This is a genomic window from Affinirhizobium straminoryzae, assembly GCF_007004135.1.
GTDB classification, from domain to species: domain Bacteria; phylum Pseudomonadota; class Alphaproteobacteria; order Rhizobiales; family Rhizobiaceae; genus Neorhizobium; species Neorhizobium straminoryzae.
In genome coordinates this window covers 22388-34347 of the sequence record NZ_VJMG01000029.1, presented here as the reverse complement: position 1 = coordinate 34347, position 11960 = coordinate 22388, and the positions used below count along the sequence as shown (strand labels likewise).

Below are 11960 nucleotides of genomic sequence, written 5' to 3'. Positions count from 1 at the left end.
GCAAGGCTCTGCTTTCTTTGCGACCCGAGCCTGACCTGCCACGATAGCCAATGACCACCAAATCACAGAGACGTGTGATAACGATAGCCGTCCTGCATCACGTGACCCGCGCAACGAATTGCGATATTTGCGGCATTGTCTTATTTGTCATCACATATTTTGCGTTTTTTTAGTCGTCGGCAATGTAGAGCCTCGACCTGACGGTGCCGGTCGGCAAATGATTGGGTTGCAAAGCCGCATCCGGTGAACAACGAGACGATCTGGGGACTTCGTTTGACAACGGATACAATCGAACATCAGGTCATCCGCTCGCATGAGCTGAGCCGTGATGAGAATTTCGAATACTGGCGAGCGGGCGTCTCAAGTCTGTTCGAGGCAAGGCCATCAAAGGACGAACTGGAAAACTTCCGGGCTGACCTCGTCAGCTACAATCTCGGCTATTTCCTCATCGGGAAATCTTCGACAACCGCCCAGTCATTCCGCCGGACGCGCGAACTGGTTGCTGCCACAGGCGTCGATCATCTCCTGATCCAGCTCTATGTCGGTGGCGAATGTGCCTATGATGCCGATGGCGGTGTAGCGAAGGGGGTGCGCGGAGACATTGTCTGTTTCGACCTCAGCCGCCCGATGCAGAGCCAGACGAGCGACATGGACATCATCAGCCTCGTGCTGCCGCGGTCCCTGTTGCGGCTGACGCCACGGGTGATCGACGAGATGCATGGTTCACGCGTCATGGGCGATTCGACACTCGGCATTCTGCTCGGTGAACACATGATGTCGATGGCCAAGGTCGCCCCGCGCCTTGCCGGCGCGGAAGGTCGGCTCGCCGCGGAAGTCGCATCGGTTCTGGTCTCCAGCAGCTTCTCCGCCGCAGTCGCCGCGGAGCGTGAAACACTGATGGACATCAACCTGCAGACCATCCAGCTGTTCATCGAACGCAACGTGACCAACCCCGCGCTGTCACCCGAGATGATCATGCGCCATTTTGCCCTGTCGCGATCGGCACTCTATCGTCTGTTCGAACCGGTCGGCGGCATCGCAAACTACATACGCGAACGACGCCTCAAGCTTGCCTATCTGAAGCTGACATCGGTCGGAACGGCACGTGGCTCTGTCGCCAAGCTCGCCTATTCCACCGGATTTCCAAGCGAGAACGCCTTTTCACGCGCCTTCCAGCAGCATTACGGCATACGGCCGAGCGATGCGATCCGCAATGCGGAAGCCGGCATTCGCCTGAAAACCGATCTCGAATCAGACAGCGACAACTGGATGCAGCACTGGCTGGAGGGATTGCGCAGAACGACCTGAGTGTATCGCGGCGCCCGGAAAGGCTCAGGATGTCCCAAATTTGCTGAAATTTGTCCCATATCTTAGACAGCATCTTTTCTTCTGGTGCTGTAACGTTACAGTCACCATCTGTGTTACGATGATTATGTGCATGACGAAATAGGACGATATTTGACTATCCTGCCCAAGGAACTCTCCGCATGAGCTTCAGTGACCTGCAACAGTTTTGTATGCGACTGCGCAAGGATCGTGCGCTGGAAGCCCGTATTTCCGTCGCGATGCAGCAGGGGACAGCTGCCGTCGTGGCGGCGGGCAAGCGGGCTGGCTATTCCTTCTCCGAGGAGGAACTGTCGGTCACGCTTGCCGCCCATGACGCGCTGCAAAAACAGATGGCATCGATTGCCTGCACCACCGTCGTTGCCGGCTCGCCCGTGCCCCTGGCGCAGGTCGCCCTCAACGACTGATAAGACCGCCGGGGCGGTTGCCGCCCCGGCTTGACATGACAGCCCTGCTCAGCGCCCGATGAGGGTTGCAAGGTTGCGTGCGCGTGACAGGCAGCCCGGCTGCTGGTCCTTGAAACGGTGTGAATCGATTTCCATGATCAGCATCGTGTCCGGCAGGAAGGTCAGTTCCGCAAAGATCTCGTCCCAGGCGATGTCACCCCAGCCGAGCGGCAGATGCAGGTCGCCGATCCCGAGCGCTGTCGCCTCGGCCGGATGGAAAAACTTGTCCATCGTATAGGGCAGGCCGAAACTGTCATGCACGTGAAGATGGCCGGTCACGGGTGCCATGGCACGCAGTTCCTCACGGAAGTCGAGCTGCTTGAACGTGGATTCGATATAGGCATGGCTGAAGTCGATCAGCGCCACCACGTTGTCGTGGCCAACGGCGCGCACCGTTTCCGCCACCTGGCTCGGCGTCTGGCGATACTGCCCGCTTTCGGTCGTAAAGATGTTTTCCAGCGCAATGCGCACGCCGTAGCCCTTGGCGACGTCGGCCATCTCGGACAGCGCCTCGCGTTCCATCAGATCGAGATCCGCGCCGTTTTCGCCCTCGGCGAGTTGTGCAGCACCGGAATGGTGCACCAGAATGCCGGCGCCCAGGCGATTGCAGAGCTCAAGCATGGCGCGCACCACCTTCTTTTGCAGGGCGAGGTGCTGGCGATCCATGAAGTTGGACGAGATCTGCCCGTGCAGCGACAGCTTCTTGAAGCCGTAGGCGCGCACGATCTCCTCCACCCGGCGCGTGCGATCCTCGATGATGCGGCCGCCGGACACGATTTCCTCGGCATAAATGCCGATCTCGCAGGCATCGGCACCGGTATCGGCGATCTCGCGCAGCGACGCGTCGAGAACCGAAAGGTCACCATGGCCCGTGCGGTTGCAAAAGCCGATGGCTGAAATGATCTCGTTCATCAATGGACTCCCATGGTCTGTTCGGAATGCTGGCTCGCGGCCGGTGCCGCAACCGGTGCGGCCGCATCCGTCTCGATGCGGCGGCCGGATTCGATGTCGAAAAAATGCAGGTGTTCGCTCGGCAGGGTGAGGAACAGGCTGTCGCCTGCCGCCACCACTGTATGATCGTCCAGCGAAATGGCAAAGGGCAGGCCGTCCACCTCGCAATAGGCGACGCGGCCGACGCCGAGTTCCTCGATAAAGTCGACGCGGGCTTCAACGCCGCCATCGCCCGGTGCGGCAAGGCAGCAATGTTCCGGCCGGATACCGACGGTCACATCCTGCCCGCGCAGTTTTGCGGCAAAGGCAGGATCGATCGCCACCATCGCGCCACCGAAGCGAATGCCGGCGCTTTCCACCTCGACGCGGCTGCGCACAAGGTTCATGGCCGGCGCGCCGATGAAGGAGGCAACGAAGGTGCTGGCCGGGCGGTGGTAGATCTCCAGCGGACGGCCCACCTGCTCCACATGGCCGCGATTCATCACCACCAGCCGGTCGGCAAGCGTCATGGCTTCGACCTGATCGTGCGTCACGAAGACGGAGGTGGCCGAGAGACGCTGGTGCAGCTTGCGGATTTCGGCGCGCATGGAGATGCGCAGCTTCGCGTCGAGGTTCGAGAGCGGTTCATCGAAGAGAAACACCTTCGGCTCGCGGATGATGGCGCGTGCCATGGCAACGCGCTGGCGCTGGCCGCCGGACAGGGCTGCCGGCCTACGCGCCAGGTAATCCTGAAGGCCGACGATCTTCGCAGTCTCCGCAATACGGCGCTCCCGCTCCGCCTTCGGCACGCCGGAAACCTTCAGCGCATAGCCGATATTGCCGGCCACCGACATGTGCGGGTAGAGCGCATAATTCTGGAAGACCATGGCGCAGCCGCGCTCGCGCGGTTCCAGCCGGTTGACGACGCGACCGTCGATGGCGATCTCGCCGCCGGTGATGTCTTCGAGACCGGCGATCATGCGCAGAAGCGTTGACTTGCCGCAGCCGGACGGACCAAGGATCACGACGAATTCGCCGGAGGCGAAGAAGAGATCGACGCCATGCAGGGCAGGGGTCTTGCCGTAGCTCTTGCGTACGGCGCGAATAGCGATGTCTGCCATAGTTTCAAACCTTATTTTCGGGGGCCGGATACGGCGTCACTTTTCGGTGGCCACCAGACCGCGGACGAACCAGCGCTGCAGCACGCCGACGACGATCAGCGGCGGCAGCATGATGAGCAGGGAGCCGGCCAGCGTGACATTCCAGTCCGGTGTGCCGTTGTCGGCGGGCAGCAGGGAGCGCAGCGACATCATCACCGTCTTATAGGAAGGGTCCGTGACCATCAGCAGCGGCCACAGATACTGGTTCCAGCCATAGACGAACATGATGGTCGTCAGCGCCAGCATGTTGGTGCGCGAGAGCGGCAGCAGCATGTCGAAGAAGAAGCGCACCGGGCCGGAACCGTCCATGCGCGCCGCTTCCGCCAGCTCGTCCGGCAGCGTCATGAAGAACTGGCGGTAGAGGAAGGTGCCGGTGGCGGTTGCGATCAGCGGCAGGGTGAGGCCGGTGTAGGAGTTCAACAGGTTCCAGTCGATGCCGATCTGAATGCCGCCGAACAGCGACAGGATGGATTTCACCGGCTGCAGCAGGTCGGCCGCGACGGCATAGGTCGGAACGACGCGGACCTCGAGCGGCAGCATCAGCGTGATGAACACGCTCCAGAAGAACACGTGCTTCAGCGGCGAGCGGAAGAAGACGATGGCGAAGGCCGTGAAGGCCGACAGCGCCACCTTGCCGGCCGTCACCAGCACCGCCATGATGAGGCTGTTGGTCATGGCGGTACCGAGATCGGCCCGCTTCCAGGCCTGTGCCGCATTGGTCAGGAACTGGTTGTCCGGCAGGAAGCTGAAGGGAATGGCGTTGACCTGCTGCATGGTCTGGCTGGCCCCAGCGATGATCACAAGGAAGGGACCGATCAGCAGGATGAAGCCGAAGACCATGATGGCATAGGTTACGGCATTGGCGACGGGGGTGCGCTGGATCATGCCGCCCTCACTTGTAATGCACGCGCTTCTCGACGAAGCGGAACTGGATGAAGGTGAAGATCATGATGAGGCCGATCAGGATGATGCTCTGGGCCGAGGCGCCGGAATAGTTCAGTCCCTTGAAGGCTTCGTCGACGATCCGATAGACCATGACTTCCGTGCCGTGGTTCGGGCCGCCTTCCGTCACGGCATGCACGATGCCGAAGGTGTCGGCACCGACGAAGCCTTCCGTCATCATGGTGACCAGCAGGAAGAACAGGGTCGGGGCCAGCAGCGGCACCTGTACGTCGATCGCACGGCGGAAGGGACCGGCCCCATCCATGGCAGCGGCCTCGCCCAAGGCGCGCGGCACCGATTGGAGACCGGCCAGCAGGAAGATGAAGGTGTAGCCCGACCACTTCCAGATGAAGATGATGATGACCAGTGCCAGCGCATGCTCGCCATATTTGGCAGGGTTCCAGATATCCGGCCACATCGCGTTGAGCGACGCGGCGAGCCCACGCTCCGGCGACAGGATGAAACGGAAGGCCATACCCGCCGCGGGCCCTGCGATCGCGTAGGGCAGGATGTATAGAAAGCGGAAGAAGCCCGAGCCCGGCAGCTGCCGATCGACCGCAATGGCCAGAACGAGGCCGATGGAGATGGCAAACAGCGGACCGACGATCGCGAAGATGAGGCTGACGACCACCGAATTCCAGTAGAACGGATCCGCAAACGCCTCCTGGAAATTGGCAAATCCGACGAATTCGGCCGGTCCCCCAAACGGCGGCTCCAGGGTAAAGGCCCAGTTCACGACGGCCGCGACCGGCCAGTAAAAGAAGCAGAGGATCAGGAGAAGCTGCGGCAGGGCGAAGACGATCGGCAGCCACCAGCTTTTGAAGACAGCACGTTTTTCCATGAATGGACCAGAACGCTCTCGAGGAGAGGGAATGCCCCGCGACCCTCAGGTCACAACCCGCTGGCCGCGGGGCACTCGGCGATCGCAATCGATCAGTTCAGTTTCTGACCGGCATAGGTCTTCTCGAAACGGCGCAGGATGGCGTTGCTGCGTTCGGCGGCCTGATCCAGTTCCTTCTGAACGTCAGCGTTCTGCATGAAGATCGCTTCGAGGGACGTCGAGACTTCCTTGCGGATCTGGGTGAAGCTGCCGAGACGGATGCCGCGGGTGTTTTCCGAGGTCGGCGTGTAGGTCAGGCTGGCAATCGCCAGTTCGCGGCCCTTGTAGGGAGCCTTGTCGTAGAAACCGTTGGCCTTCATGGCATCGAAGCCGGTCTTGGTGACCGGGATGTAGCCTGTAACCGTCGACCACCACTGAACCATGTCGGGCTGGGCGAGGAAGTTGAGGAAGGCGGCAGCGCCCTTGTACTCGGCAGCCGGGCGACCGGCCATGACCCACAGCGACGCGCCGCCGACGAGCGAGTTCTTGCGCTCCGTGCCCTTCCAGACCGGCAGCATCGCGACATCCCACTTCACGCCTTCCGGCAGCGTCTTGCCAACGGTGCCGTGATCGGCAACGGAGGTCTGGATCATCTGGCAGGTCTGCGAGGTGAAGGCCGGAACGATATCCATACCAAGCTGCTTGGTCTTGACGACGAACAGCTTCTCGTCCTGCATCTTCTTGAAGAACTTCACGTGATCGACGAACTTCGTCTTGTTGAAGACGACTTCCGTATCGAGCCCTTCATAGCCGTTGGCCTTGGTGGCAAGCGGCTGGTTGTGGATGGCGGAGAACTGCTCGAGCAGCGGCCAGGTGTCGAAGTTGAAGCCGAGCGGGCATTCGAAGCCGGCGGCCTTCAGCTTGCGGGCGGCTTCCTCGACATGTTCCCAGGTGTCCGGCTTGAAGTCGATGCCGGCCTTCTCGAAGGCGCTGACATTGTAATAGAACATCGCGGTCGAGGAGTTGAACGGGAAGGACTGCAACTCGCCGGCTGCCGTGGCATAATAGTTTGCGATGCCACCGAAATAGTTGTTCCAGTCGATCTTGTAGCCGTTGTCGGCCATCAGCTGCTTGGCCGGGATGAAGGCCTTGGACAGCATCAGGTCGAGCGTGCCGGCGTCGTAGATCTGGGTGATGGCCGGCTGTTTCTTGGCGCGGTAGGCGGCAATCGTGTTCTGCAGCGTGGTGTCGTAACCGTTCTGGGACGTGCAGAGGATTTCGAAATCGCTCTGGCTGTCATTGAACTTCTTGCAGGCATCCTGAACGCGGTCACCGAGATCGCCGCTCAGGCCGTACCAGAATTCAAACTTCGTCTTCTCGGCAAAGGCCGGCGCAACGCCCAGCGTGGTCGCGGCCATCAGACCGGCAAGCGCCGTCTTCAGAACAAAGAGTTTCATCGCAAAATGCCCTCGTTTCGGAAAATGACTTTCCGGCTTTTGTCCCCCGGAAATCAGGGGGCGGTGTAGCGGGCATTTGTGATGGCTGGGCCACGGATCGGTGACGCGATCGTGAAGTTTTTCTTCCAGTTCGATGACAGATCAGCCGGCAGACGAGGCCGGCACAGGCGGTATCGCAGCCGCTGGCCGGCAACCCGTCGCTGCTTGTACAGCGTCAGACCTCCCGCATGGCGACAACGGCCTGCCGGACCGTCTCACACCGCACACCGTCGCCGTAGTTAGACAGGACAAAGGTCCGACCCGCCTCCCGTAAATCCGCGGCGAGACCCGCATCTGCCAGCACGCGAGCCAGCATCTCGGCGAAGTCCTCGGGCGTCTCGGCCGCCAGATAATGCCGGCCCGGAACGAGACCAAGGCCCTCCACAGCCTTAGCCGTCGCGACGACCGGGCAGCCGACCGCCAGAGCTTCCAGCACCTTCAGCCGTGTTCCGCCTCCCTGCCGCAGCGGAATGGCCGCGACGCCGGCCGCAGCATATATCGGAGCCAGATCCCGCGGATTGGCGGTCAGCTTCGCGCCTGTGCCTGCCAGCAGTCTCTGCATCTTTCGGGAGGGATTGCGACCGCAGACATGCAGGCCAGCGTCTGGCCTCATACGCTGAAGTCTCGGCATGATCCTGGTCGCCAGTTCGCGTACCGCCAGCTTGTTGGGACCATAGCGCAACTGCCCGACAAAAAGGACGTCTCCTCCGTTACCGGCATTGCCATCGCTGGCAGACAGGCACCAGTCCGGGATGGGGTTGGGGACAACGAAGACCGGCCGGTCGACACCAAAGGCGTGTACCAGACGTCGGTCCTCCTCCGAGCAGACCCAGACAGCCGTCGCATGTTCCACAACGCGCCTGTCCGCTTCCAATGCCTTCTCAGTGCGCCGCCGCAAAAGAGCAGCCCCCAGAGGTCGGAGGGGCGCGGGCCACCGGGCGAGACGCATATCCCTGTAGAGCCGGGATTCGACGTTATGAAAATCGAGGATTATCCGGAGATCAGGATAGGCCAGACGCACGGCCTCGACAGCCTCCAGCAAAGTTACACTTTCGAAAAGTAGAATTCTCGGATTTGTTTCCCCAATGACGCGCAACAACTCCGCGATACTTTCGCGTTTGAGATGTAAAACTGTTGCAGATAAGTCACCTTTACTGGATGCGCCGTCACTCTTCTTGAGAAAGAAACGAATTACGCTGGAAAACGATGATAGGTTCGAATAATTCGCCGCGTCCCGGAGTTCACTTCCGGAAGCATGATCATCGTTTCGTGACAGAATTACTTGCAAATATGTCATTGCCCGTACCGCCAGGTGTGCCGCGCATCATCCATCAGACGTGGATCACAAAATCTGTGCCTCCGGATAAGGGGGATACCGAGAGTTGGCAACGGCTGAATCCCGATTGGGAGTATCGTTTTTGGGACGACGCGGCGCTCAGATCTTTCATGGCCGAAGAGTTTCCGGACCTGCTGACGTTCTTCGACGGCTACAGCCGTCCGGTGCAACGCGCTGATCTTGCCCGTTATTGCCTGCTGAAGCGTTTCGGCGGCGTTTACGCCGATATCGATACGCGTTGTCTTGCTCCGCTGGAACCACTCGCCGGCACCCACCGTATCGTCCTGTGCGAGGAGCCGCGGGATCGCCAACACCACGCCACCCGCCGAGGGCTACCGTTCCTGCTCTTCAACGGCACCATGGCAAGTCCCGCTGGCCATCCTTTCTGGGACACGCTCATCGAACTTTGCGTCCGTATGTATCCCCGTCGGGACGGCGACGTGCTGGAGACCACAGGCCCACTGCTTCTAACCGCCGCCGTGCTTCAGTGGCCTGACACGGACGCCTTCGCCCTGCATTCTTCCCACCTGTTTGCAGAGACCGGAGATGTGAGCAGCTGCGATCGACGCGGTGCCTGGAAGGATAGACGATTTTCGGAGCACTTCTGGAACGGCAGCTGGTTTCGTGAAACGCCACCGAACGTCATCCGCCGCACCGTGACCAAGTTCCGAAAGCTGCGGCATCGCCTGTACAGCCCGAGGCTTTCCCTTGTCGACGCCCAGCAGCACGTCGCGATCGATCTCCTCCAACGTCCGCTGCCTGACGCATCGGAACCTCCGAAGGTCGCCATTCTCATCCCGGTACGCAACGGTGCAGACACCCTTGTCCGCAACATGGAGCAGATCCTCGGCCTCGACTACCCAAAGGATCGCCTGCATGTGCTTTACGGCGAAGGCGACAGCACCGACGACACCGCTTCGGTGATTGCGGGCCTGATTCGGGACCATGCCGGCTCGTTCGCCAGCATCGCCACGGTCCGCACGGATCGCAACGCACCCCACGTCCCCCGGTCAAGGCGATGGCGCAGGGTCTACCAGTTTCACAGACGTGCCGGTCTTGCCCGTGCGCGCAACGACCTTTTGCGGCAGGCCTTCGCGCTGAACACAGACTGGTTTCTGTGGCTTGATGCGGATGTCGTCGGATTGCCGCGCCATCTCCTGGATGTCCTGTTGTCGGCGCGGGCAAAGATCGTGACACCGGACTGCGTGCTGCGACAGGACGGGCCAAGCTATGACCTGAATGCCTTCCTCGACGTCGGCGAACCGCCTGATCACGAGTATTACCGCCATATCAATGGCGGCATCCTGCAACCTCCAGAGCACTACTGGGTGAGGCGCCATCTTCACGACCTGCGCTATCTTGATGCGGTACCGCTGCACGGTGTCGGCGGCACCGTGCTTCTGGTCCATGGTGACGTGCACCGGGCAGGCGTGATGTTCCCGGAAATCCCATATCGCGACCTTCTCGAGACAGAGGCATTTGGTCAACTGGCGCGCGACCTTGGCGTGACCCCAATCGGTCTTCCTCAGATACAGGCTGTCCACGATGCATCATGACCCAGAGCACCAGGTGCGAACCGGAGTCATCATCCTCACGTGCAGCCGGTCGCCGGCGGAACGGATGAGGAGTGCTCTTGCGGAAGCCGCTACCTTGTTCCCACCACATCAGGTCCATCTGGCCCACGGCTTCGTCGGCACAGATACCGAGGTCGATCACCTCTTCGACACACGCAAGGCGGCCTTATGGTGCAAGCATATGCCGACACGTGGCGAAATGGCCGCCTATGCGACCCACCGGCTTGGATGGCAACGCCTGCTGGCGGAGAACTGGGACCATGCCCTTTTGCTCGAAGACGATTTTCGTTTTCATGATCCGGCTGTGGTGCACAGGGCAGTGGCAGAAGCATCGGCACTGCTGGCCGATGGTCGACACATGATCAAGCTCTTCGACTTCCCGCGAGACCGATCCCGCCACGAAGGCATATCGGTGGAGATCGCCGGCCTGCCACTCGTCAAGTGGAAGAGAACCCGTGCCGGCCTTGTCGGATACCTCCTGTCCCGCGAGGGGGCCGAATTGCTCTTGTCACGCAAACACATCTTCCGCGTCGTCGACGAGGATATCAAATTCTTCTGGGAGTTCGGCCTCGATATCTGGTCCATTCCCGGCAATCCGATCCGCGAAGCTGCCATGGATCTCGGCGGAAGCCTTCTGGATGTGGAGCGGACAGGTGCACGCAAGCGGAATTTCCTGCGCTCTCTGAAAGGCATTCTGCTGACATTGCATCGGGACTGGCACACACGGCGACAGTATGACCGCCACCGCACGAGCTATCTGCTGCAGCACCGCGCTCCAGACCCGTTTGCCCGGCAAGGATTACCGCAGGAATTTGCGGAAGCGGCGGAGTGAAAAGACAAACAGCAGGCTGCCGATGACGGCGAGCGCCAGGAACTGTGGCCAGACGACGGACAGGCCGGCACCGCGGAAGAGCACGGACTGGGCGAGAATGACGAAATGCGTGTTCGGCGCCGCCAGCATGATGTCCTGAATGATCTGCGGCATGCTTTCGCGCGGTGTCATCCCTCCCGATAGAACCTCCAGCGGCAAGAGGATCAGCATCATGAGCAGACCGAACTGTGGCATGGAACCGGCCACTGTGGCGAGAAAGATCCCCATGCAGGTGGTGGCGAACAATTGCAGCACGGCCGCCGCCATAAACAGAAGCAGCGAACCCTGGATCGGAACAGCAAGCCAGCCCTGAACCACGACAACGAGGGAAAAGATGGTGGCGAGAAGCACAACGAGGCCCATCGACCAGACCTTGCCGAGCATGATTTCGGTCGGTGTCACCGGCATGGCCAGAAGGTGCTCGATCGTGCCGTGTTCGCGTTCGCGGATGAGCGCCGCCCCCGTCAGGATGATCGACAGCATGGTGACCGACTGGATCACCTCGTTGACCGCGCCGAACCAGCCCTTGTCGAGCTGCTGGTTGAAACGGGCGCGCAGGACGAGATCGACGGGGCTTGCGCTCGCGCCCCGATAGCCGTCCAGAAACTCGCTCACTTCTCCAGACACGATCGACTGCACATAACCGCCGCCGGTAAAGGCCTGCGTCATGCGCGTTGCATCCACGTTGAGCTGGATGGTGGGAGAGCGTCCGGCCAGCAGATCCCTCTGGAAATTGGGGGGAATGTCGAGAACGAAGGTCTCGAGACCGGAATCCATCCGCCGGTCCATTTCCTGCTGCGTGACAAGTTTCGGCACGACGAAGTAGGGCGGGGTGAATGCGGTGATGATGCGGGATGAAACGGGCGACTGGTCCTCATCCACCACGGCGATCGCGGCGTGGTTGAGGTTTTCGGGCATGGCCGTCGAAGCGGCGTAGATCGACAGCGTGAAGGAATAGACGATGAGGATGAGCATCACGGGGTCGCGCAGCAGGCCACGCAGTTCCTTGATGCCGAGTTGAAGAACATTGGCCGCGCGCAT

At 60.9% G+C, this 11960-nt stretch carries 11 protein-coding genes; 4 read left to right on the top strand and 7 right to left on the bottom strand.

The annotated features are described in order from the left end of the window. Positions 1 to 273 precede the first annotated feature (273 nt). Together FNA46_RS11965 and FNA46_RS11960 are read left to right on the top strand one after the other, a co-directional pair. Entirely contained in the window at positions 274 to 1308 is a 1035-nt protein-coding gene (locus tag FNA46_RS11965) for a helix-turn-helix domain-containing protein (protein WP_143125435.1), read from the top strand. A gap of 179 nt (positions 1309 to 1487) precedes the next feature. Continuing rightward, a complete protein-coding gene (locus FNA46_RS11960) occupies positions 1488 to 1751 on the top strand; it encodes a Nif11-like leader peptide family natural product precursor (protein WP_143125434.1) in 264 nt (87 codons plus the stop codon). Positions 1752 to 1799: 48 nt separating this feature from the next. Here FNA46_RS11960 and FNA46_RS11955 read toward each other — a convergent pair whose 3' ends face one another. The 6 genes from FNA46_RS11955 to FNA46_RS11930 form a co-directional block, all read right to left on the bottom strand. Then, on the bottom strand, positions 1800 to 2702 hold the full coding sequence (locus tag FNA46_RS11955; protein WP_143125433.1) for a sugar phosphate isomerase/epimerase family protein: 903 nt from the start codon (positions 2700 to 2702) through the stop codon (positions 1800 to 1802). Continuing rightward, positions 2702 to 3841 carry a sn-glycerol-3-phosphate import ATP-binding protein UgpC gene (locus FNA46_RS11950; RefSeq protein ID WP_143125432.1) on the bottom strand — a complete coding sequence of 380 codons (1140 nt, stop codon included), beginning with the start codon at positions 3839 to 3841 and terminating at the stop codon, positions 2702 to 2704. The genes FNA46_RS11955 and FNA46_RS11950 overlap by 1 nt, the downstream gene beginning before the upstream one ends. Before the next feature lie 36 nt (positions 3842 to 3877). Further along, complete coding sequence (locus FNA46_RS11945) at positions 3878 to 4765, bottom strand: ABC transporter permease subunit (RefSeq protein ID WP_143125431.1); 888 nt, start codon at positions 4763 to 4765, stop codon at positions 3878 to 3880. Between the two features lie 7 nt (positions 4766 to 4772). After that, positions 4773 to 5663, bottom strand: a complete 891-nt coding sequence (locus FNA46_RS11940) for a carbohydrate ABC transporter permease (protein ID WP_143125430.1) — start codon at positions 5661 to 5663, stop codon at positions 4773 to 4775. Between the two features lie 92 nt (positions 5664 to 5755). Continuing rightward, entirely contained in the window at positions 5756 to 7099 is a 1344-nt protein-coding gene (locus tag FNA46_RS11935; protein WP_143125429.1) for an extracellular solute-binding protein, read from the bottom strand. Positions 7100 to 7313: 214 nt separating this feature from the next. Further along, entirely contained in the window at positions 7314 to 8435 is a 1122-nt protein-coding gene (locus FNA46_RS11930) for a glycosyltransferase family 4 protein (RefSeq protein ID WP_143125428.1), read from the bottom strand. Between FNA46_RS11930 and FNA46_RS11925 the strand changes: the two genes are divergently transcribed. Both FNA46_RS11925 and FNA46_RS11920 read left to right on the top strand, forming a co-directional pair. Then, positions 8429 to 10030 (top strand): glycosyltransferase, encoded by a 1602-nt coding sequence (locus tag FNA46_RS11925; RefSeq protein ID WP_185969825.1) that lies wholly within the window; start codon positions 8429 to 8431, stop codon positions 10028 to 10030. The genes FNA46_RS11930 and FNA46_RS11925 overlap by 7 nt on opposite strands. Positions 10031 to 10124: 94 nt before the next feature. Then, entirely contained in the window at positions 10125 to 10880 is a 756-nt protein-coding gene (locus FNA46_RS11920; protein ID WP_185969824.1) for a glycosyltransferase family 25 protein, read from the top strand. Here the strand turns inward: FNA46_RS11920 and FNA46_RS11915 are convergent. Next, positions 10848 to 11960, bottom strand: a complete 1113-nt coding sequence (locus tag FNA46_RS11915; RefSeq protein ID WP_143125425.1) for an ABC transporter permease — start codon at positions 11958 to 11960, stop codon at positions 10848 to 10850. The genes FNA46_RS11920 and FNA46_RS11915 overlap by 33 nt on opposite strands.